This is a genomic window from Pontibacter mucosus (genome assembly GCF_003054055.1).
Taxonomy (GTDB): domain Bacteria; phylum Bacteroidota; class Bacteroidia; order Cytophagales; family Hymenobacteraceae; genus Pontibacter; species Pontibacter mucosus.
Map to the genome: position 1 here is coordinate 255,164 of NZ_QBKI01000001.1, position 21,976 is coordinate 277,139.

At 52.3% G+C, this 21,976-nt stretch carries 16 protein-coding genes; 2 read left to right on the forward strand and 14 right to left on the reverse strand.

Annotation, left to right across the window (positions count from 1 at the left end):
- Positions 1-380: 380 nt before the first annotated feature.
- From C8N40_RS01165 to C8N40_RS01180, 4 genes are all read right to left on the reverse strand, one after another.
- The gene (locus C8N40_RS01165) at positions 381-1,355 is read right to left on the reverse strand and encodes a polyprenyl synthetase family protein (RefSeq protein WP_108209981.1); all 975 of its coding nucleotides are present in this window, start codon (positions 1,353-1,355) and stop codon (positions 381-383) included.
- A 7-nt stretch (positions 1,356-1,362) separates the two neighbouring features.
- A complete protein-coding gene (gene rnr / locus C8N40_RS01170; RefSeq protein ID WP_108209982.1) occupies positions 1,363-3,612 on the reverse strand; it encodes a ribonuclease R in 2,250 nt (749 codons plus the stop codon).
- A gap of 193 nt (positions 3,613-3,805) precedes the next feature.
- Positions 3,806-4,570 carry a DUF695 domain-containing protein gene (locus tag C8N40_RS01175; protein WP_170113992.1) on the reverse strand — a complete coding sequence of 255 codons (765 nt, stop codon included), beginning with the start codon at positions 4,568-4,570 and terminating at the stop codon, positions 3,806-3,808.
- Positions 4,571-4,628: 58 nt separating this feature from the next.
- Positions 4,629-6,431, reverse strand: a complete 1,803-nt coding sequence (locus C8N40_RS01180) for an ABC transporter ATP-binding protein (RefSeq protein WP_108209984.1) — start codon at positions 6,429-6,431, stop codon at positions 4,629-4,631.
- 135 nt (positions 6,432-6,566) lie between these two features.
- Here C8N40_RS01180 and C8N40_RS01185 point away from each other — a divergent pair, with 135 nt between their 5' ends.
- A complete protein-coding gene (locus tag C8N40_RS01185) occupies positions 6,567-7,172 on the forward strand; it encodes an HAD family hydrolase (protein ID WP_108210405.1) in 606 nt (201 codons plus the stop codon).
- Positions 7,173-7,197: 25 nt separating this feature from the next.
- On the opposite strand, the gene C8N40_RS01190 is transcribed toward C8N40_RS01185, so the two are convergent.
- The 5 genes from C8N40_RS01190 to C8N40_RS01215 all read right to left on the reverse strand — a co-directional run bounded on the left by C8N40_RS01190 (position 7,198) and on the right by C8N40_RS01215 (position 14,383).
- Positions 7,198-7,593: a hypothetical protein gene (locus tag C8N40_RS01190; protein WP_108209985.1), complete on the reverse strand. Its 396-nt coding sequence runs from the start codon at positions 7,591-7,593 to the stop codon at positions 7,198-7,200.
- 83 nt (positions 7,594-7,676) lie between these two features.
- Positions 7,677-8,297 carry a lipoprotein signal peptidase gene (locus C8N40_RS01195; RefSeq protein WP_092100843.1) on the reverse strand — a complete coding sequence of 207 codons (621 nt, stop codon included), beginning with the start codon at positions 8,295-8,297 and terminating at the stop codon, positions 7,677-7,679.
- A 123-nt stretch (positions 8,298-8,420) separates the two neighbouring features.
- On the reverse strand, positions 8,421-11,774 hold the full coding sequence (gene ileS, locus C8N40_RS01200; RefSeq protein ID WP_108209986.1) for an isoleucine--tRNA ligase: 3,354 nt from the start codon (positions 11,772-11,774) through the stop codon (positions 8,421-8,423).
- A 761-nt stretch (positions 11,775-12,535) separates the two neighbouring features.
- Positions 12,536-12,727, reverse strand: coding sequence for a CsbD family protein (locus C8N40_RS01210; protein WP_092100847.1), 192 nt, complete (start codon positions 12,725-12,727; stop codon positions 12,536-12,538).
- A 153-nt stretch (positions 12,728-12,880) separates the two neighbouring features.
- Positions 12,881-14,383, reverse strand: coding sequence for a glycine--tRNA ligase (locus tag C8N40_RS01215; RefSeq protein ID WP_108209988.1), 1,503 nt, complete (start codon positions 14,381-14,383; stop codon positions 12,881-12,883).
- A gap of 231 nt (positions 14,384-14,614) precedes the next feature.
- On the opposite strand from C8N40_RS01215, the gene C8N40_RS01220 reads away from it, so the two are divergent.
- Entirely contained in the window at positions 14,615-15,751 is a 1,137-nt protein-coding gene (locus C8N40_RS01220; protein WP_211318020.1) for a hypothetical protein, read from the forward strand.
- Positions 15,752-15,977: 226 nt separating this feature from the next.
- On the opposite strand, the gene C8N40_RS01225 is transcribed toward C8N40_RS01220, so the two are convergent.
- From C8N40_RS01225 to C8N40_RS01250, 5 genes are all read right to left on the reverse strand, one after another.
- Positions 15,978-16,436, reverse strand: coding sequence for a hypothetical protein (locus C8N40_RS01225; protein ID WP_108209989.1), 459 nt, complete (start codon positions 16,434-16,436; stop codon positions 15,978-15,980).
- 63 nt (positions 16,437-16,499) lie between these two features.
- Entirely contained in the window at positions 16,500-16,673 is a 174-nt protein-coding gene (locus tag C8N40_RS22540) for a hypothetical protein (protein WP_170113993.1), read from the reverse strand.
- A gap of 190 nt (positions 16,674-16,863) precedes the next feature.
- Positions 16,864-17,373 (reverse strand): DUF4385 domain-containing protein, encoded by a 510-nt coding sequence (locus C8N40_RS01235; protein ID WP_108209991.1) that lies wholly within the window; start codon positions 17,371-17,373, stop codon positions 16,864-16,866.
- Positions 17,342-19,420, reverse strand: a complete 2,079-nt coding sequence (locus C8N40_RS01240) for a cation:proton antiporter (RefSeq protein WP_108209992.1) — start codon at positions 19,418-19,420, stop codon at positions 17,342-17,344. The genes C8N40_RS01235 and C8N40_RS01240 overlap by 32 nt, the downstream gene beginning before the upstream one ends.
- A gap of 910 nt (positions 19,421-20,330) precedes the next feature.
- Complete coding sequence (locus C8N40_RS01250; protein WP_108209994.1) at positions 20,331-21,944, reverse strand: Ig-like domain-containing domain; 1,614 nt, start codon at positions 21,942-21,944, stop codon at positions 20,331-20,333.
- Positions 21,945-21,976: the final 32 nt, after the last annotated feature.

Consider the following 21,976-nt stretch of genomic DNA (forward strand, 5'->3'; position numbering starts at 1 on the left):
GACAGATGGTTTGAAGGCAAGTATAAATTCCACAGTCTCTAAGCGGTGAAGCTTATACTTTTGCGATTATCCCCCGAGGAATGGAATCATATGACACATGTAGGAATTCCCCTCCTCCGGACTAACCAAAACGCGAGTTTTGAGTTAGCGAGCGTAGCTATCGGGGGAGGGTTTACACCTTCACTTTAGTAGCAAACCACGACACTTGAGTTTTATACTTGTTGTGGTCGCTACAACAATATTTGCGGCGTAGTGCGGCGAGACGCCACGCGATACCGCACACTCGCCGGAGGCGAGCGAGGGCAAAAGCAAAACAACATACCCTCAAGTATAGCAGCCACAAAGAAAAAGCCCTCTTCAGCAGAGGGCTTTTTTAATGATTAGCTGTCACGCTCCATCAGCTGCAGGGCCAGGTTGCGGACCATACTTTTGCGCTCATCAGGCAGTTGCACGGCATCCAGGTGGTGCAGGGCTCGCTGGAAGTATAAATCTATCTGCTGCTCGGTCTGCTGGCGGATGTGGAGTTGGTCGTAAACCTGGGTCACGGCCTTCACTTTCTCCCCGGCTATACTTTCGTCGGTTTTATCGCGCCAGCCGATGATGGTTTGCCGCTGCTGCGCGTTTGCCTGCTCCAGCGCCGTCAGCATCAGGAAAGTCTTTTTATCGGATAAAATATCGCCGCCCACCTGCTTGCCGAACTTGGCCTTGTCGCCATACACGTCCAGCAGGTCGTCGCGCAACTGGAAGGCAATGCCAACGTTATCGCCGAAGGCTTTCAGGTGCTCAGCGTCGGCCTGGGGCGCCCCTTGCAGGATGGCACCCAGCTCCAGGCTAAAGCCCACCAGCACGGCCGTTTTCAGTGTGATCATGTGGATGTACTCGGGTATGCTCACCTGCTCGCGGCGCTCAAAGGTCATGTCCAGTTGCTGGCCCTCGCATACTTCCGAGGCGGTGCGGCTGAACAGGCGCAGCACCAGCGGCAGCTTCTCCGGCTCCACGTTCAGCAGCAGCTCGTAGGCACGCACCAGCATCACATCGCCGCTAAGTATGGCCGTGTTGGCATCCCATTTCTCGTGCACGGTTTGCTGGCCGCGGCGCAGTGGGGCCTTGTCCATGATGTCGTCGTGCATGAGCGTGAAGTTGTGGAAAACCTCCACTGCCGCTGCCGGCAAAAGTGCCTTCTCCACATCGTCATCGAACATTTTGGCGCCCAGCAGCACCAGCAACGGGCGAATGCGCTTGCCGCCCAGCGCCATGATGTAGCGGATCGGCTCGTAAAGCTCCTTCGGATTTTCGCCGTAGCGGAGCGTGGACAAGGTATGGTTTAACTTCTCGGAAAGGATGCTGATATCCACAGGATATTTAGTGTTGTTTTAGTGTCTCGACTAGTTCCAGATCGATGGTACGGTCGGCCAGGTTGGCGCTTTTCACCTCCACCAGCACTTCATCCCCGAACGAGATAATACGCTTGGTCTGCCGGCCGATGATGCGGTAGTTGTCGGCGTCCAGCTCGTAGTAATCGTCGTTGATGTCGGCCAGGCGCACCATGCCCTCGCACTTGTTCTCCTCGATCTCTACAAAGATACCCCATTCTGTGACACCGGACACAATTCCCTTGTACTGATTTCCGATGGTATCCTTCATAAACTCCACCTGCTTGTACTTTATAGAGGCACGCTCGGCGTCGGCGGCGCGTTTCTCCATTTCGGAAGAGTGGCGGCAACGCTCCTCGTAGGCTTCCTTGTCCTCCGACTTGCCCCCGTCGAGGTAGTGCTGCAGCAGGCGGTGCGCCATCATGTCGGGGTAGCGGCGGATAGGCGAGGTAAAGTGCGAGTAATGCGCAAAAGCCAGGCCGAAGTGGCCCTCCGGCTCGGTGCTATACTTGGCCTTGGCCATGGTACGGATGGCCAGGTTCTGCAGCACGCTCTGCTCCGGCTTGCCCTCTATCTCAGCGGTCAGGTGGTTCAGTTCTTCGGAGATATCGCCCTCCACATCTACCTTGTAGCCAAACTTGCGGGCAAATATAGAGAAGGTGCTGAGCTTGTCGGGATCGGGAGCACCGTGGGTGCGGTACACCATAGTCGGGCGCTTTTTACCTTTGCCCAAGCCGTGCACAAACTCAGCCACGCGCTTGTTGGCCAGCAGCATGAACTCTTCGATGAGCTTGTGGGCATCCTTGCGCTCCTTCACGTAAACCGACAGCGGCTTGCCGTTCTCATCGAGCTTAAACTTCACCTCCACTGTCTCAAAGGAGATGGCGCCGTTCTTAAAGCGCTTGGCCTGCAGCTTCTTGGCGATGTTGTTGAGGGTGTTGATCTCCTCGGCAAAGTCGCCCTCGCCGGTTTCGATGCGCTCCTGGGCTTCCTCATAGCTGAAGCGGCGGTCGGAGTAGATGATGGTGCGGCCGTACCAGGTATCGTATAGCTTGCCGTTGTCGTCTATCTCAAACACTACCGAGAAGGTCAGCTTCTCCTCCTGCGGGCGCAACGAGCAAAGCCCGTTGGAAAGGCGCTCGGGCAGCATCGGGATGGTTCTATCCACAAGATACACCGAAGTGGCCCTGTGGAAAGCTTCTTTCTCCAGCACACTTCTCGGGTGCACGTAATGCGTTACATCGGCAATGTGCACGCCAATCTCCCAGTTGCCATTCTCCAGTTTCTGGATCGAAAGGGCGTCGTCGAAGTCTTTGGCGTCGGCAGGGTCAATGGTAAAGGTGGTCACGTCACGGAAGTCGCGGCGCTTGGCGATCTCACCGGCTGGTATATTTTCGGACATACTTTCTGCCTCTTCCTCCACTCCCTCCGGAAACTCGAAGGGCAGACCAAACTCTGCCATGATGGAGTGGATCTCGGCCTCGTGCTCGCCGGCAGGGCCAAACACGCGGACTACCTCGCCGGTCGGGTTCTTGCCCGGTCTGTCGGGCCACTCCAGGATGCGCACCAGCACCTTGTCTCCGGACTCCGCGCCATTCAGGTGGCGCTCGCCCACAAAAATATCAAAGTATAAGCGTTTGAAATCGGGCACCACAAAGCCGAAGTTCTTCGACAGCTCCATCAGCCCCACCAGCTCGGTGCGGGAACGCTCCAGCACCTCCACCACCACACCCTCCTGGCGGCCGCCTCTTACTGAGGGCAGCACCTCTACCTTTACCAGGTCGCCGTCCATGGCATACTGCAGGTGCTCCACGTGCACGCGGATGTCCTCCTCGCGCTCCTGAGACACAATGTAGGCATACTTGCTGTTGGCCAGGTCCACGCGCCCCGTTATGATCTCCACTTTCAGGTTCATCATGTACTTGTCCTCGTCCACGGCCAGCAGTTTGTTTTCCTGCACCAGGGCCTTTACCAGCTTCTGTACCTGCTCACGCCCGTGCTGGTCTGCCACGCCCAGGCGGCGGGTAACCTGACGCATGGTAAAAACGGTGTCGGGGCTGTTGGAGAACACCTCCAGCACAATGGCCTTGGCCGATTTGGGTGCTCCTTTGGGGCTGGATGGTTCTTTGCGTGCGTAGGCCTCTCTGGCTGTTTCTTTCCGGCTTCTCGGCGAGTCGCCGCCTCTTCTGCGGGAGCGGCTTTCGTCTCTGCCGCCTTTCTTGTCTCTCTTATTTTTCATGAATGCTTTGTAGGTATGGGGCGGCTTGTGCAGCCGCCGCAGCCACTTGTATATCTTTAGCTCACTAGATGTAGATGTACTATACGCCACCAACGGCTCTTTGGCTAAAGCAGGCTGTAAATCGGAGTCAATTTATAGAGAATTTTCTATATAAGCGGGTTTGGCAGGCAATTAAGAAAGGAAGATGGCAGGTTTATACTTCGATGGAGGTCTCCCAGCCGTCGTAATCGCCGTTGTGCCGCTGTGCCAGCCGCCGCAGGTACATCACAGCTTTATCTATACTTTGATGATCCACTTTATCGGTGCGGCTGATGTGCAGCCGGTGCGGGTAATCCTCTGAGGAGGCCAGGTAGTCGCTAGTCACCAGGCTGTAGTTCTCCTTTGCTATGCTTTGCAGGAAAGCGGCCCGGTCGGCCTCGGTCTTGAAGTAGATCCAGTGGTCTACCTGGCGCGCCTTGCTCAGGTCATCGCCGTTACTCTCCAATTCCTCTACCACCTTTCGGTTCTGTATACTTTGCAGCTGCTCCGGCTCGGGGTACAGAAAATTAAAGTAGCGGTTCCAGTCCTTGTCCGGTATCAGCTTGAGGGTATAGGCGTGGCTGTTGTATTGCTGCATCACTTCCTGCACATGCTCGGCGTAGCCGTTGGGCTCACCAAGGTAGAAGTATACTTTGCGGTGCCCGCCACAGGTGAGACGGCCGGCGTAGGTGGCCCCGCATTTTTTCCCCAGGGCATCTTCCAGGTCGTCTTCTATGTTTTGCAGCAGGATAGTTTCCTGTAAGGAGGAGAGCCCGTCCGGCCGGGGGTTCGTCATTTTGATAGACACCTTCAGGAGGTTGGGCTGGTGGGCGAGCGGCGCGACTTTGGCCAGGCCCAGGTCCACGGCTATAGACCCAGGCTTGTTATCGACGCTCCTGAAATGAAACTCCCAATCCGGTTCATGCGCTGTTTGTTCCATATTCCTTATCCTACGTTTTTTTGATTGCACAAGTCGGGCCATGGTGCTGCGGGAGCCGCTACAGCATGCCTGCCTTCAGGGCCGCTCGTTGCCGCTGTGCGGCCTTGATGTCTTCCGGCTCACCTTTCGGAATGGCATCAATCAGCATACGTGTATATGCGTGCCGGGGCTGCTCAAACAGCATGTCAGGCGTACCGCTTTCCACTATCCTGCCCTTGTTCATCACTAGTATACGGTCAGCCATATGTTTTGCTACGGCCAAGTCGTGGGTAATAAAAATGCAGGCTATTTGCAGCTCCTGCTTCAGGCTGTTGAGCAGGTTCAGCACCTGTGCCTGCACCGACACATCAAGCGATGACACGGACTCGTCGCAGATGAGGCACTTGGGCTTCAGAGCCAGGGCCCGGGCTATACTTATCCGCTGCCGCTGCCCACCCGAAAACTCATGTGGATAACGCTGAAAGCTTTCCTCCGGAAGTCCCACTTTACCAAGCAGTTCCATGGCTTTTCCACGGCGCTCTTTGTCGTTTTTGTAGAAGTTATGCACCTGCATCGGCTCCATGATAGCCTCCCCCACGGTGTGCATGGGGTTAAGCGAGGCATAAGGATCCTGGAAAACCATTTGGAAATGGCGACGGCTTTTGCGCAGTTCCTCCGGACTCAGGCAGGTAAGGTTCTGCCCATCGAAAAGGATGCGCCCCGCTGTTGGCTCCACCAGCCGCAACAGCGCCCGCCCCAGGGTCGTTTTCCCGCTTCCCGACTCACCGACCAGCGCAAGTGTTTCGCCATACTTCACCTCAAAGCTCACGCCGTCTACAGCCTTCACATACTCCGCGGTACGGCTGAAAAAGCCCTTCTGCACCGGGAAGTATACTTTCAGATCCTGCGCCTGCAGCAGTACCGGTTTCTGGTGTTTCGCGGCATCAGCAGTGTAAGTGGAGCTAGTGGCAGTTACGCCTGCGGTGCGCGTTTTCTTTTCAGGTTCGCCAGTAGTATCGTTATACTTGCTTTCCGGCAGAAAATCCGAGATGGTAGGAAGTATGGCCTGCGGTGGAGTAGAGAGTTGGGGACGGCAAGCCAACAAGCCTTTGGTGTAGGGATGCTGCGGATTGGTGAAAATGCCCAGCACCTTGCCCTGCTCCACCACCTTACCTTGGTACATCACCAGCACCCGGTCAGCGATGCCGGCCACCACACCAAGGTCGTGAGAGATGAACAGCACAGCCGTGTTCTCCTGTACCCGTAGCTCGTCTATCAGTTGCAGCACGCGCGCCTGCACCGTTACGTCCAGGGCCGTGGTGGGTTCATCGGCAATGAGCAGTGCCGGCCTGCAGGCCATGGCCATGGCAATCATTACGCGCTGCTTTTGCCCCCCTGAAAGCTCATGTGGATAAGCCTTGTAAATCCTTTCGGGTTGTGGCAGCTTTGCCTGCTCAAAAAGCTGTAATACCCGTTCTTTGGCCTCTTTTTTGGAAAGCTTCGTATGTAACAGCAGCACCTCCGCCACCTGTTTTCCACAAGTATAAACCGGGTTCAGCGACGACATGGGCTCCTGAAAAACCATGCTGATCTCACTGCCTCTTACCCGTTGCAACTGCTGCTCCCGTAGCTGCAGCAAATCAACCTCGCCATACTTTGTAGAGCTGAAAACGGCACTTCCCTCAGTTGTAACGTCATCAGCATGTAGCAGCCGCATCAGCGATAAGGCCGTTACCGACTTACCCGAACCTGACTCCCCGACAATGGCCACTACCTCGCCCGGATATACGTCAAATGATATCCTATCCACCGCTTTGGTTGTGCCGCTACGTGTGGAGAAAACCGTCTCTAAGTCTCTGACCTGAAGTATGGGGTTTGGCAAGGGTGAGGAAGATTTGGCTTCAGGTAAAAATAAGGTTTTTTAAGGACAAGGCATCACCGCCAACAGTGTTTATAACCTGATACCTTTTTATGAAGCTAATTACCGGTTACCTTTGTCGGCTTACCCTTTATGGCCATGATTAAAACGATCATCTTCGACCTCGGTGCTGTGTTGATTGACTGGAACCCGCACTACCTGTACCGTAAGCTGTTCGAGAAAGAAGAAGAGATGCTCTACTTCCTGGAGAACATCTGCACCCCGGCATGGAATGAAGAGCAGGACGCCGGACGTCCCCTGCAGGAAGCCACCGACCTGCTGCTAGCCCAATTTCCAGAGCACCGCGAAAACATTGAAGCCTTTTATGGCCGCTGGGAGGAAATGTTGGGCGGAGCGATAGAAGGCACGGTGCAAATTCTGCGTGAGCTAAAGGAGGGTGGCCAGTATAACCTCTATGCCTTGACCAACTGGTCGGGTGAAACGTTTCCGGTGGCGCAGGAGCGCTTTGAATTCCTGGGCTGGTTCGACGGCATTGTGGTGTCTGGCACGGAGAAAGACCGTAAACCTTCCAGTTCCTTCTACCACACCCTTCTCAACCGATACGAGATCCTTCCCTCCGACGCCCTCTTCATTGATGATAATCTGAATAATATCAACGCTGCGCAACAACTGGGCATCACGTCTATACATTTCACTTCTCCGGAAGCATTGAGAAGGGCTTTGGAAGATCGAAAGGTTTTATAATAGCTATCCCCTTGCTTTGCGCGACTTACTGTTTATCCAGCCACATCAGTGAAGCAGGAACTACCACTATTGTTACTATCGTGAGATAAAAAGCTAGTTTGTTGCCTCTGACATAATCTTCCGGATAAAGATCTATAGTTGACAAATCTTCGAAGGACAAAGTGAATTTGTGAATGACAAAGCCGCTTAAGATCCAATGCCCATAGACAACACCTAGAAAGTATGGTTCATGAATGAATTCAGGGCGAGGTAACCCTATTAAGTATAAGCTCCATTCGAATAAGCTCCAACTCCATACCATCGCAAGAAAACCAAAAAATAGCTTTGTCCAGAATGCGCTCAGCCAGTGGTCATCCCTACGCCTGTAACGCAAGTACAGCGCAGCAATCATCAGGTCGAGCTTGTTCAGGTCTTTTATCATCCTGTTAAAGATAACCAGCCCTAGCTAAAAGCAAAAGGCTGCTCCGGTTGGGGCAGCCTTTTGCTTTATACTTTATACTTTTCTTACAGCCCCTGCTGCTCTACTGGTCTTTGCTTTTGCTCTTCGTGGTGCTCGCCGAAGAAACGCTTCTGGTTGAACAGGATCAGCAGCACGCCAATGAAGATAGCCGAATCCGCTACGTTAAAGATTGGCCACAGCGACATAGGCTTGCCGCCAAGTATAGGCACCCAGTTGGGCACGATGCCTTCCCAGATATCGATGTAGAACATGTCGATTACCTGCCCATGAAACCACGGCGTGGAGGAGCCATACGGGGCGTTGTCGAACCACACCCCGTAGAACGTGCTGTCGATGAGGTTGCCGATGGCACCACCAAGTATAAGGGCAATGCACCAGATAAGACCGGTGGGCGCTTTGTGCTTTACCAGGTAGTACAGGTAGTAACTTATGCCAAACATGGCTACCAGGCGGAACAGGGTCAGCATCAGTTTACCGTACTCCGAGCCCAGCTCCACGCCGAATGCCATCCCCGGGTTGAGCGTATAATGCAGCTTCAGCCAGTCCCCGATCAAATGAATCTCTCCCGGCATGCCCATCTCCATGTTGTAATGCACGATCAGTTTCACCACCTGATCGATAATGATCACGACAAGGGCAAGCAGGTAGTATTTTCCGTATTTCATTATGTGTTCTTTAAGCAGCTTCTGCAAAGCCCGACTGCTATGCTTTCCTCAATTTCGCTGCAATATACTTCTTGAAAGTATGAAAAGCACCAGGATACGCTTGGCCCCTGGTGCTTTCCCTATTTAGATAGTCGCCCGCTCTTCCGTCTGGATTTGGATAGGCACCTGATACTCGTCTATGTCGAGGATGGTGGCGCTTGCCAGCTGCGGTACCAACTCCAGCGACAGGGCCTGCGTTTCGGTGCGGATGTAGGCACCGTAGTTGGCCACGGCCGCGTTCACCTCGGGCGCCGACTCCTGCAGGGCGATGTGGATCTTGTCCTGCACCTCCAGGTTGGCGTCTTTGCGCAGGTTCTGGATACGATTCACCAGGTCGCGGGCGATGCCTTCCTGCTTCAATTCCTCGGTGATGGTGATGTCCAGGGCCACGGTCAGTTTGCCTTCGCTGGCTACGAGCCAACCCGGGATGTCTTCTGAGGAAATCTCCACGTCCTCCGGTGTCAGCACCGCCGACTCATCCTCTGAGAGCATCACCTTGAAGCCGCCTTCGCGCTCCAGTTCGGCAATGTCTTTCTGGTCCATCTGCTGTACAGCGGCAGCCACCAGCTTCATCTTCGGCCCGAAAACCTGGCCCAGCTTCTTGAAGTTTGGCTTTATCTTCTTCACCAGGATGCCGGACGTGTCATCGATGTACTCGATGGCCTTCACGTTCACCTCGCTCATGATCAGGTCGGCCACGGCCTCTACCTGCTGCCTCATCTTCGGGTTAAGCACCGGAATCAGGATGCGCTGCAGCGGCTGGCGTACCTTTATCATCTCTTTCTTGCGCAGCGAGTGCACCAGAGACGAAATCGTCTGGGCCAGTTGCATGCGCTCCTCCAGATCCTTGTCGATATCCTCGTGGTTTACCTCCGGGTAGTACGCCAGATGCACCGACTCCTCCTGATGCCTGTTGCTCACGGCGTTCAGGTCGCGGTAGAGTTGCTCGGTGTAGAACGGTGCAATCGGGGCGGCCAGTATGGCAATCGTCTCCAGGCAAGTATAAAGTGTCTGATAGGCGGCAATCTTATCGGTGTTGTACTCGCCTTTCCAGAAACGCTTGCGGTTCAGGCGCACGTACCAGTTGCTCAGGTCGTCCACCACAAAATCCTGGATGGCACGGGCGGCACGGGTCGGGTCGTAGTCGGCATAGTATGCGTCTACGTCCTGCACCAGCGTGTTCAGCTTAGAAATTACCCAGCGGTCTGACTCGGTGCGCTGCGCCATCGGCACATCCGCCTCAGCATAAGTAAAGTTGTCGAGGTTGGCGTAAAGCGCGAAGAACGAGTAGGTGTTCTGCAAGGTTCCGAAGAAGCGGCGTTGCGTCTCCACCACCCCATCCGGGTTAAACTTCAGGTTGTCCCAAGGCGGCGCGTTGGAGATCATGTACCAGCGCACGGCGTCCGGGCCATAAGTGCCGATCATCTCAAACGGATCGATGGCGTTGCCGAGGCGCTTGCTCATCTTGTTGCCGTTCTTGTCAAGCACCAGACCATTAGCGATGACATTCTTGTAAGCCACGCTGTCCTCCAGCATCACTGCCAGCGCATGCAGCGTAAAGAACCAACCGCGCGTCTGGTCCACTCCTTCGGCAATGAAGTCAGCCGGGAAGTTCTGCTCGAAGATTTCCTTGTTCTCGATTGGGTAATGCCACTGTGCATAAGGCATCGCGCCTGAGTCGAACCACACGTCGATAAGGTCTGGTTCTCTGTACATTGGCTTACCCGAGTCGCTTACCAGCACGATGTTATCCACATACGGACGGTGCAGCTCTTTCACCTCCACAGAGGCATCCATCACCCCGGCACGCACGGCTTTTTCGATCTCCTCGTTCAGCTGCGCGATAGAGCCGATGCAGATTTCCTCCTCGCCGCCCTCTGTTCGCCAAATAGGCAGCGGGGTACCCCAGTAGCGCGATCGCGACAGGTTCCAGTCCACCAGGTTCTCGAGCCAGTTGCCGAAACGGCCCGTGCCTGTAGACTCCGGTTTCCAGTTAATGGTTTTGTTCAGCTCGATCAGGCGATCCTTTACGGCGGTGGTTTTGATGAACCAGCTATCCAGCGGGTAGTAGAGCACCGGCATATCGGTGCGCCAGCAGTGCGGGTAGGTGTGCTCATACTTCTCTACTTTAAAGGCCTTGCCTTCCTCCTTCAGCTTGATGGCGATCTTCACGTCGGTTGGCCTGTACTCCGGAGAGGACTCGTCTTCCTTGGCGTAGTTCTTCACGTACATGCCGGCAAAGTCGGTAATCTCCTTCACGAAGCGGCCCTGCCTGTCCACAATAGGGGACGGTTTGCCGTTCTCGTCGAGCACCAGCAGCGCCGGGATGTCGTTTTGGGCGGCCACGCGGGCGTCATCTGCACCAAAGGTCGGTGAGATGTGCACGATACCGGTACCGTCCTCTGTGGTCACGTAGTCGCCGATGATTACGCGGAAGGCGGGCTTGTCCGGCTGCACGTATGGCATCAGCTGGTGAAACTCCACTCCGGCCAGGTCAGCGCCATCAAACTCTTCCACTACTTTGTAAGGGATCAGTTTGTCGCCGGAGCTATACTCTGTCAGCGGAACATCAGCCGCTTTCGGGTTGAAGTAGCGGTTCACCAGGTCCTTGGCCAGGATCACTGAGATAGGCTCGTACGTATACTGGTTGTAGGTTCTAACCTTTACATACTTGATGTACTTACCCACGGCCAGCGCCGTGTTGGCAGGAAGCGTCCAGGGCGTGGTGGTCCAGGCCAGGAAGTATACCTTCTCCTCCTCACTCTCGAAGAGGAACATGTTGCGGGTAATCTTCTTCACCTCGAACTGCGCCACAACGGTTGTATCCTTCACCATCTTGTAGCAGCCCGGCTGGTTAAGCTCGTGCGAGCTCAGGCCGGTGCCGGCGGCCGGCGAGAATGGCTGGATCGTATAGCCCTTGTAGAGGTAGCCTTTGTCGTATAGCCTTTTCAGCAGGGCCCAGCAAGACTCGATGTACTCATCCTCGAACGTGATGTAGGGATTGTTCAGGTCCACCCAGTAGCCCATCTGCTCGGTCAGGGTGTCCCACTGGTTTTTAAAACGCATCACCGTTTCGCGGCAGCGCTGGTTATACTCCTCTACCGAGATGGTCTTGCCGATATCCTCTTTCGTGATGCCCAGTTCTTTTTCTACCTGCAGCTCCACAGGCAGGCCGTGGGTATCCCATCCGCCTTTGCGGTTTACCTGAAAGCCTTTGATGGTTTTGTAGCGGCAGAAAATATCCTTTACGGCGCGGGCCATTACGTGGTGAATACCCGGCGTACCGTTGGCTGATGGTGGGCCCTCGTAGAACACGTAAGGCGCATTGCCCTCACGTGTGGCCACCGATTTCTCAAAGATGTTGTGCTGCTTCCAAAACGACAGCACCTCCTCGCCTACTTTGGCGTAATTAAGGTTCTTATACTCGTTGTACTTCACCGTCTACAGGTTTTATGTCTTCCTCAAGCGTTATTTCTGTTTCTTGCTCTGCTGCCTTCAATGGCTTGTTATAGCCCCTTATAGCTTCTAAAACCACGGGTAGCAAGATGGCAATTTAATCAGGATTGGGCAGATTTCAATTAGGAAAACCAGCTTCCACTGCTATCCAACACGCTGATTCTGCTTTGGTTTGGTAAAGGTACAGATTTTTTGCGGCTCCCGGAGTCTGCAAACGCATAAAGCTGCATGTTTTCAGGCGATCTAAGTCCCTATGGTTCTGCAAGCTCTGACTGGAACCTTACTTTATTGCTCGTTCCATATACTTGATTTCCTGCTGTGGATAAAAGAAGTAAAATCTTCCTTTTTTATACTTCCAGGCCAGATTCCATACTTGTTTTTCACAGCTGCTCCCTTTGCAAGTATAAATGTGAGGCTTCAGCCAGGCACTGTGTATTTTCTCCTCTTGATTACATTCCACAGATGTGTATAACTCCTCCCATTTTTTTCTTACACACGCTAAGCACTCTTTTCTCCCCCTTGATTACACATGCAACTGTGTAGAAAACTCGAATTTATACTTTACATAACTTTTACACTTCAAGACACTTTTAAAATCGCTTCTGACTCCACTCTATACTTCGGTTTAGTCAAAGTATAAGAAACGGCGCCGGATACCTTAAAAGAAATCGCCCCAATACAAGCTATGTATGGGGCGATGAACCTTGTCCCTACAGAGGGAATTTTTTATGTTATCTCGAGCTTTAGAGACGGTCTATCCACTCTTTTAGCTCGTGCTTTCCTTTGCCGATCTTTTGCTGAAGCCTGCCCAGCCACTCATCCTGTTTTCCTTCTTCGTAGGTCAGGTCGTCATCGGTCAGGTCGCCATACTCTTTTTTGATCTTGCCCTTCAGCTCATTCCAGTTGCCGCGGGCTCTATATTCTTCTTCTCTCATTTTTCTATACTTGTTTATAGTTGATTATACTTTTATAAACGGTCTTGTAAATAAAAGAGTTAGGCAACGGTTGGCTTTTCATCGTTTTGGTGGGGCATGAAAAAAGCCGGAAGCGCTGCTGCACCCCGGCTTTTTTATACTTATACTTTATACTTAGGCCAGCTTCTGGAGAATGGTCTTGAAGCTAACGGCTTTGTCGATGTGGCTCTTCAGCTCGCTGATAGGCATGCGTACCTGCTCGCGCGTGTCGCGGTCGCGTACGGTCACGGTGTTGTCCTCCAGCGTCTGGTGGTCTACGGCAATACAGAATGGCGTACCGATCAGGTCCTGGCGGGTATAGCGCTTGCCGATGCTGTCGCGGTCTTCGTAGATCAGGCTGAAATCAAACTTCAAGTCGTTGTAGATCTCTGTGGCTTTCTCCGGCAGGCCGTCTTTCTTGGTCAGCGGAAGGATGGCGGCTTTTACAGGGGCCAGCGCCGGGTGCAGCTTCAGGAAAGTACGGCTCTTGGTGCTATCGCCCTCCGTGATTTCCTCTTCGGTGTAGGCGCTGCAGAGCACCATCAGGAACAGGCGGTCGGCGCCTACGGATGTTTCCACCACGTAAGGCACGTAGTTACCATAAGGCTTGCCCTCCTCGTTCAGGTCGTTGTCGAAGTACTGCAGCTTTTTGCGGCTCAGCTCCTGGTGCTGTGTCAGGTCGAAGTCGGTGCGGGAGTGGATACCCTCTACTTCTTTAAAACCAAACGGAAATTCGAACTCAATGTCCAGGGCGGCGTTGGCGTAGTGGGCCAGTTTCTCGTGGTTGTGGAAACGCAGCTTGTCGGTTGGCACACCGATGGCCTCGTGCCACTGGCGGCGCGTGTCTCTCCACTTCTCGTACCACTCCATCTCGGTGCCAGGGCGCACGAAAAACTGCATCTCCATCTGCTCGAACTCGCGCATGCGGAAGATGAACTGGCGCGCAACGATCTCGTTACGGAAAGCTTTACCGATCTGGGCGATACCGAATGGCACTTTCATGCGGCCGGTCTTCTGCACGTTCAGGAAGTTCACGAAGATACCCTGGGCTGTTTCGGGGCGCAGGTAAATCGTGCTCGCATCCTCGGCCACGGAGCCCACCTGGGTAGAGAACATCAGGTTAAACTGACGCACCTCGGTCCAGTTGGTGGTGCCGGAAACCGGGCATTTGATATTTTCTTTGATGATAAGCTCGCGCACGCCGTCCAGATCCTCGGCTCCGAGCAGCTTGCCCATTTCTACCAGAAGCTCGCTGGCTTTCTCGTAGTGGCCGTCTTTCTCGTACTGGGCGGCTTTCTCTTCTATCAGCACATCGGCGCGGTAGCGTTTCTTCGAGTCCTTGTTGTCAATCATCGGGTCGTTGAAACTGTCCACGTGGCCGGAGGCTTTCCAAACCAGCGGGTGCATGAAGATGGACGCGTCCAGGCCAACCACGTTCTGGTTGAGCTGCGTCATACTTTTCCACCACAGTTGCTTGATGTTATTTTTCAGCTCCACGCCCATCTGGCCGTAGTCGTACACGGCTTGCAGGCCATCATAGATCTCGCTGGAGGGGAAGATGAAACCATACTCCTTCGCGTGCGAGATAATATCTTTCAGCTGAGCGTTTTCTACAGGTGTTTTTTCTTGTGTCGCCATAGCGCAAATATAGCTTTTAGTGTGTGATAATACTATTTGCCTGCCTATACTTTTAACCGCGTACCGCTCCCCCTTCCGCGCTGCTGCCCCCTATGTCTGCCTGTTCGTACTTTCTGGTTGGGCTCTCCCCTTCCGCCTGCGTGTTAACAATTTGTTAACATTGAGCAATAAAACTTAACATTGGTATAACCTACCTTTGCACCGTTTTTATTTCTCACTCATACTTAAAAGATGGCTAAGACTAAGAAAAAGCCAAGCCCCGTAGTGCTCGCCAAGCCGCACAAGTTCACAAAGCGTTACAGTCTGGCGGATGTTCTGCTACGTAAAGAAAAGAAGTTTTTATACTTCATTGCCTTCTCCCTGATTGCAGCAGGCCTGCTCTATCCCTATCCTTCCATTGCCATGTGGGTAGGCTTTGCCTTTGCTGGGTACTCTGCCATTGCTAACGACAGTATCCAGACAATAGGTACATTCATTGGCTCTAACGAAGATAAGAAATGGTACTGGCAATGGCTGTTTATGGGCCTTATCTTCGTGTTCACGGTTACCTACAGTTGGGTTGTTTTTGAAGGCGATGTTTCTTACCAGCGCCTTGCCACCCCGGGCCTGGATAAAACACCAACCAATTTTGTATACCTGCAGCTGGCCTCCCCAATCATCCTGCTGCTCCTGACAAGGTTCCGTATTCCGGTTTCCACCACGTTCATGCTGCTCAGCGTCTTCACGGCCACCTCGGGCACCATCCTGAGCATGATAAACAAAAGTGTGGCCGGTTACTTCGTCGCCTTTTTCTCAGCTTTGGTTATTTACCTGGTCCTTACCAAGGTCATCAAACGGTTTATCAAAGGGGAGGCACACGTATCCTGGACGGTTGCCCAGTGGGTAATCAGTGGCTTTCTTTGGTACACGTGGCTGGCGCAGGACCTGGCCAACATCGCGGTATACTTGCCACGCCAGCTAAACATTTACGAATTCCTCGTCTTCACAGGGTTTATCTTCTTTGGCCTTGGCTTCCTTTTCTATAAGAAGGGCGACAAAATCCAGAACATCATCAACGAGAAGTCGGAGGTGCGCGATGTGCGCAGTGCCACCATTATCGACCTTGTGTATGCCATCATCCTATACTTCTTCAAGGAGGTGAACAACATCCCGATGAGCACGACCTGGGTTTTCGTTGGTCTTCTGGCCGGCCGCGAGCTCGGTATGCGCCTGCGCGCCCACGACTCTTCTATTAAGTTTGCCAAGACGTTTAACCTGATTGGTAAGGATATCCTCTCTGTTGCCATCGGCCTTATCATCTCGGTTATACTTGCCATCGCCATCAACCCGGTTATACAGCAGGAGCTCCTTAACTTCTTTTTTGAGTAGGCTTCGGTTTACTGCCTTAAAAGCCCGGTCTAGGCCGGGCTTTTTTTATGTGCGGGGGCTGTAGATTTCAGCGATTCGCGTACCTAAAAATTCCTCCATACTTGCTGCAAAGCCACATTTGCGTATACTTATCCACGCGGGCATTTATACTTTGTGGTTCATAAAAAAGCCCCGGCTATAAAGTATAGCCGGGGCTTTCCTGAATGAATTTATACTCTTGTCTGGCTTATTTCTCAGGCCAAATCACTTCCAGGTCATCGTTAATGAACACGCCGAAATTTATGGCGATCAGCTGATCCTCGTCAAAGTATAAATCGATCATCTCTTTCTCGAAGGAGAGGCGGTTCTCGCCTGTTTCGGTTTCATCCTCCTCGTAGTTGGTGATGTCGTGGTCGGCGAAGAGGCGGATGATCTGGTCGCGGCTCATTTCAAACACGCGCTCCCCGAAAATCTGCACTTCGCGGTTGGCGGTCTCGATGCAGCTGAGGCGGTAATCGTCCTCTTTGTCGAAGTATAAGGAGTAGCCCTCCTCCCAGTAGTTCCAGGCCTGATGCTCGAACTCATCCTCCTCATCAGACTCTTCAACCTCCTCCGGTTCGCCAATCAATTCCTCAACTTCGTCCATTGTCAGGCCAAACTTGATCTTACCAAGCCCCTTGCCTAACCTGATGTCTTTATTGATCATGTTCAATTAAGTGATTTTATATTTGCAAAGATACGGTTTTTACCTTCTGTAAGGTTTTTCTTTTTATTTTGATACTGCGTCTTGGTGCAGGATCCTAAAGCTGTAAGTATAAACTTTGGCGTCTTTGTAGAGCTTCAGGTACGTAGCGTATGCCGGTTTGCTGATGCTGTCGCCCCTGGTGGCAAATGCTGAAAACCGCTCTTTTTGGTTACCAGATACGGGTTTCGGGATAAACATATATTTTGCCTCGCTGTTCTCCACCTCAAAGTATACTGCTCCTACGTTTGAAGATAGATAGGTTATTTTACCGTTGATAGCAGAAGTATAGAATAGCTCCGAATCCTGCCTCCCCCTTTCCTTTACAGAGTTTTGGTACCAAGCATGAACATAAAAACCAGCAGCACAGCGGCCACAAGGTAGGGCTTCTTCATACTTTATACGTTGCCTCAAACGCGGCTTTCATGCTTTTATACTTTTCATGCTGCCTGGCCTGCTCCCATTTCTCCTTAAATATGGCTGCGGACGCTGCTTTTACGGGATCGGGGTCCAGGGGTAGTTGCGGGCGCCCGTGTGCCCCGCTCTGGCCTTTCTTGTCGTCGGGCACGGCCCCTTTATACTTCTGGCCGCTGCGGTGGTTGGCATAGCGCCGGCTGCGGGTGTAGCCCATCTGCAGAAACTTCCGGGCCATGTCCGCCCCCACAAAGTCGTCTTGCTGCAGGTACTCCAGAAACAAGGTATAAATTTTCTCGCTCGACTCGCGGGCCACCTCGGGGGTTTTAAACCGCCAGTAAGGCAGTATCTCCGATTTGTAAGGCTCTACCAGCAGCACGCCCTGCTCGCCCTTGCCCACCCGGTACAATTCCGGCTGCTGCCGGAAATCTATACTTTTAAAGTCGAGGCCGTAGTTAAATGATTCCTTCTTCCCTGTCGGAGCCATAAAGCGCGGGTATTCCGGTTACCGGGTTCTCTTCGACAAACGGATACTGCTCCGGGTAGATAATGATAAAGCTGTTATCCTTGTAATTTTTGGCAAGTATACGCGGCACGTTGTCCATGTTACTGCTGTAGGAGATCGTTTCCATGCGGGCTGATATCACGATTACCATGTCATCCGGGCTCAGCTCGCTGTGCATTCCGTCAAACTCCCTGAAGTTCTTATAGGGCAGGTATTCCGCATCGATGGCTGGCTTGGTTTGCTGCACCGCCTGCTTCAGGGTCTCCACCGTGCTCTCATGGTTTCTGAACACTACCCTGGCCCCGAGTTGCTGGGCCAATATCTTAATTGCCCTAATCCATCTCAGGAATCCCCTCTCCAGTTCTGCGTTATTAGGTACCACCACCACCAGGCGGCTCGTGGTATTTATCGGTTTGATGATTTTACATACCAGGATCATCTGCTCGGTGTTCTCCAGCAGGTTATCCAGCACCGTTCCGAAGATGCGGCCGCTGGTCGTGATCTTCGCGTTCCAGCCTATAATCACTTCTGTGATCATCAGTTCTTTGATGGCGCGCAGTATGCCGCTGGCGATATTAATGTCTATTTTGGCTACCAGCTGTACGTCGCTGTCGGTGGCGGAAGCATGCTTTATAGCCTCCTGCAGCATTTTGTTCTTCTTGTAGATTTCCTCCTCGGCGCGCTCATCGTCTATCACCACAGCCAGTGGGTAGATGGGCTCGTTGTAGTCCGGGTTCTTCATCATGATGGCCAGGTCCACCAGGCTTTCGATGTTCTTCGGGTTGGCGATTGGCACCAGTATTCTGTCCGGCTTTTGGCTCAGGTCCGGTTTCTTCTGGCTCTCCACTATTGCCAGCGCCCTGCCCGATTTCTCCGTTACAAAGGAGCTCACCAAACACGTAACCAGGATAAGTACAATCGTGCCGTTCAGGGCCTCTTCGTTTATCATGCCCAGGTTATAGCCCACCAGTATCACCGCCAAGGTAGCTGCAGCGTGCGCGCTGCTCAGGCCAAAGATCAGGTTCCGCTGGATGCTGGTGTAACCATAAATCTTCTGCGTTGCCCAGGCTGCCAGGTACTTTGTTGTCAGGGCCACCACTACGATGGTGCCTGCAATAATCAGTGCCTCCGGCCCCCTCAGCAGCACCCTTACATCCACCAGCATGCCCACGCTTATCAGGAAGAACGGGATGAACAGGTTGTTGCCCACAAACTCGATGCGGTTCATCAGCGGCGAGGTGTGCGGGATAAGCTGGTTTAGCGCCAGCCCCGCCAGGAACGCACCAATGATTGCCTCCACGCCCGCCAGCTCCGCTAAAAAGGCCGCCGCAAATACCATCGTCAGCACAAAGATGTAGTGGGCTCCTTTCTCACTCTCCAGCTGCTTGAAAAACCACTTGGCTATGATGGGGAATATGTAGGTGACAATGGCCGTAAAAATGGCCAGCGAGATACTCAGCCTGATCCAATACGCCATATCCAGATCGCCTTCCGCAGAACCTGCCACCACCGCCAGCACCAGCAGTACCGCCGTGTCTGTGATAATGGTGCCGCCAATGGTTACCGTCACCGCCTCGTTTTTACTAATGCCCAGCTTGCTGGCTATAGGGTAGGCGATGAGGGTATGAGTGGAGAACATACTTGACAGCAGTATGGCCGGGGCTAAATCGTAATTAAAGATGTAGTAAAATATGGCAGTGCCTACGGTTATGGGTATTAAAAAGGTGAGAGCTCCGAAGCCAAGACTTTTGTTCTTGTTCTTCTTGAACTCGATCATATCGACCTCCAGCCCCGCCAGGAACATGATGTAGAGCAGGCCCACCGTTCCGAACAGTTCAATGCTGGCGTCTCTTTCCAGTATACCAAATCCATAGGGTCCGATGATCACCCCCGCCAGAATCATCCCCACTATGCCCGGTATCTTGAACTTGTTTAGAACAATGGGCGCGATCAGGATGATGAGTAGTACGAGCGTGAAGATGAGCACCGGTGCCTCGAACGGGAGTGTCAGGTCAATTTTTAAAAGCATTTCTTATTCTCTTGTGTAGCTTTCCGTTTTTTGGAGTTTCAATATACACATTTTTCTTCTGTGTCTCCTGCTTGTGTAAGTCCCCTGCCCTGTTTCACAGGCCCCTTTTTCCAAGCTTTCCACACTTTACGACACCTAATAACTTTTATAAAATGATTTTTTAAAAAGAATCATCTTTTGTTTTTAGGGCTGTTTATAAGTGGACAACTCTACTCAAGTTTGCGTACTGCCCATAACTTGTGTACTGCAGCTTTACTTATCACCAGTTTCCGGGTTACACTGTGAATTTTATTTCTCTAAGCTAGAATACCTTAGTTGTGTTTTCCACTTTTTGCCCGTTTGTGTGTATTTCTTTATAAACACGAAACAGAAACGTGGAAAAGGTCTGAAAGGGTGGCTGGTTATACACTGGTATCCACTTTTTACCCTCTGTGTAAGCCTTTGTTTGGGTGTGTAAGATATGTGCGTGTAAGTTGTCCCTACCCTTACCCACCTTTATCCACACATTTAAACACATCTTTGTGGATTAACAAAAAATTTTTCCCATCCGCATTTTTCCTTCGGCTCACGGACACTTTTAGCCGCCTCTACTCATTGATTTATACTTTTTGATACTCCCTAACTGTTACCGTTTCCTGGGTTGTTATACTTGTGGTGTTGTTTGAATTTATTACGCATGTGTTCCCTAGCGGGCGCATTACACAGTGCTTTATTTTTTTAGGAAGTATACTTTGTGACTGGGGGGAAGTTGAATCGCCCATTCGTTGTCTGGTTCAAGCCTTACTTAACGAATATGCTTTTTGTGTAGGGCGCAGGAATGCATGGGCACAAAAAAAGGAGAGGTGAAAGCCTCTCCTTCGTGGTTTATACTTTGCTGTTTTTATACTTGACGGGCTATACTCCGAGGACCTTAGAATTCAATGTCCAGATCTTCCAGTTCCCAGTTGGCCCGCACTTCGATCAGGTTGGGGTATAGGAACACGGGCTCAGGCTCCCGCTCCAACTTAGGATCGGCGTCATCCCACTTGCCGTTGTTATTTTCATCTACCAGAATGCGGAGGTAATAGGTGCCGGGTGCAATGTTCCTAAACCGATACGTTTTGCCCGGGCCGCGCTCCTCTACCACTTTATAGTCATTGGTGAGTAGCTGCAAAGTATAGGATTTATACTCCGTTGTGATAGAACCGCTGAAACTTCCCGTCGATCCTTTTCCTTCTGCTATACTTAGCTGCAGTGGCGGGAACGAGATCGGATCGCCTTGTAGCGGAAGTATGGCAGTGCTATCGAGCAGCAGGGTCAGCTGCCTGATGTTGTTGCTGAGGCTGGGCAGCGTAAAGCTTAGTTCGGTGTTGGTGCGGTCGAGTCTTACTTCCTCCGGGTACTGTAGTTCTTCTACCACAATACTGTCGGCCATCAGTGTGACTGGGGTTTTACCTGCAATGCGTACGGGCGCCTGAAGTTCTACGGTTACCTCCTGTCCTGCCCGGTATCCTTCGTTCTTTCCGGTGTTCATAACCTTAAGCGCTGCCCCTCTCACACGTGTGGATGGTTTTCCCTCAAACGCTATTTGCAGTGAGTCTGACGTGATATTTCCCGCAGAATCCACAGCTGCAAGTATAGCCCTTCCACCGCTGAAAGCATCTGTTTTAAACAGCTCTATCGTTTTCCCATCCGGCAGTGCTTTGGAGAGAAGCGTGTCTTTCTTATCCGCGGACACCGCCGTGAATTGCTGAATCCCCTCGTTGTACCCTGCCACAAATCGATCGGTAAACCTGCCCCTGTTCATCAGGATAGGCTTCTTGGTATCGATTCTTACTGTCTGCAGCAGCACGCTGTCTGTGGTGGAGGTAATGGTGATGGGTTTGGCCAGGTAGGCGATGCGCTCTTCCTCGGAGTCGTAGAAGCTGTTGTTGTTCTTATCGAGGAGGGCGTAGATGCGGTAGCTGCCTTCCTTGACATTGCGCAGGCTAAAGTTGCCCTGGTCGTCGGCATTGGTCAGGTAATAGGGGCGGTTTTTTCTTACGCTCATGGTATCCCCGGCCTGGTATAATAGCACCATGGCTCCCTTCTCCGGGGTCTGCTTCATCAGGTTGACAACATTGCCTGCTACGCGTGCCGAGTCTATATAAGATCCAGTACTGAAGGAGAGGATAAGGTCCTGCGCTTTGTTCTTTTCCGTAATATCGGTTACTCCTTCTCTAAAGTTGAACGTGAAGGTGGTGCTATCCTGCAAGGGCTTTTCGAACTCCAGTACAAGCTGGGTTTTGTTTATCACTACCTTGTAGGGATTGTTGATATTTGGTGTAATCAGAAGTTCGCGGTTTAACGTATTTTGCTGAACCTCTTCATCAAACTCCAACGTGACGGTGCGGGTATCCACATTTAGTTGCTGGTCTGTTGGGTTACTTCTCAACAGCTTTGGTGGTTCCTCATCCCGTGGTCCGCCCTGCGGGGCGCTTTGAGTGGCGCAGGCTACCACCCCGGTTGTAATGCCTGCCGCTATCAGTGCTCTAAGTAGCTTCATTGGCTGTGTTGTCTTTAAATCAAAATAGGCAA

What these genes read in the sequence shown, in the direction of transcription:
- rnr (WP_108209982.1), bottom strand. Translation starts at nt 3,612, where the DNA reads ATGAAAAATAAGAGAGACAAGAAAGGCGGCAGAGACGAAAGCCGCTCC.
- C8N40_RS01175 (WP_170113992.1), bottom strand. Translation starts at nt 4,570, where the DNA reads ATGGAACAAACAGCGCATGAACCGGATTGGGAGTTTCATTTCAGGAGC.
- C8N40_RS01185 (WP_108210405.1), top strand. Translation starts at nt 6,567, where the DNA reads ATGATTAAAACGATCATCTTCGACCTCGGTGCTGTGTTGATTGACTGG.
- C8N40_RS01190 (WP_108209985.1), bottom strand. Translation starts at nt 7,593, where the DNA reads ATGATAAAAGACCTGAACAAGCTCGACCTGATGATTGCTGCGCTGTAC.
- C8N40_RS01195 (WP_092100843.1), bottom strand. Translation starts at nt 8,297, where the DNA reads ATGAAATACGGAAAATACTACCTGCTTGCCCTTGTCGTGATCATTATC.
- C8N40_RS01210 (WP_092100847.1), bottom strand. Translation starts at nt 12,727, where the DNA reads ATGAGAGAAGAAGAATATAGAGCCCGCGGCAACTGGAATGAGCTGAAG.
- C8N40_RS01215 (WP_108209988.1), bottom strand. Translation starts at nt 14,383, where the DNA reads ATGGCGACACAAGAAAAAACACCTGTAGAAAACGCTCAGCTGAAAGAT.
- C8N40_RS01220 (WP_211318020.1), top strand. Translation starts at nt 14,615, where the DNA reads ATGGCTAAGACTAAGAAAAAGCCAAGCCCCGTAGTGCTCGCCAAGCCG.
- C8N40_RS01225 (WP_108209989.1), bottom strand. Translation starts at nt 16,436, where the DNA reads ATGATCAATAAAGACATCAGGTTAGGCAAGGGGCTTGGTAAGATCAAG.
- C8N40_RS22540 (WP_170113993.1), bottom strand. Translation starts at nt 16,673, where the DNA reads ATGTTTATCCCGAAACCCGTATCTGGTAACCAAAAAGAGCGGTTTTCA.
- C8N40_RS01235 (WP_108209991.1), bottom strand. Translation starts at nt 17,373, where the DNA reads ATGGCTCCGACAGGGAAGAAGGAATCATTTAACTACGGCCTCGACTTT.
- C8N40_RS01240 (WP_108209992.1), bottom strand. Translation starts at nt 19,420, where the DNA reads ATGCTTTTAAAAATTGACCTGACACTCCCGTTCGAGGCACCGGTGCTC.
- C8N40_RS01250 (WP_108209994.1), bottom strand. Translation starts at nt 21,944, where the DNA reads ATGAAGCTACTTAGAGCACTGATAGCGGCAGGCATTACAACCGGGGTG.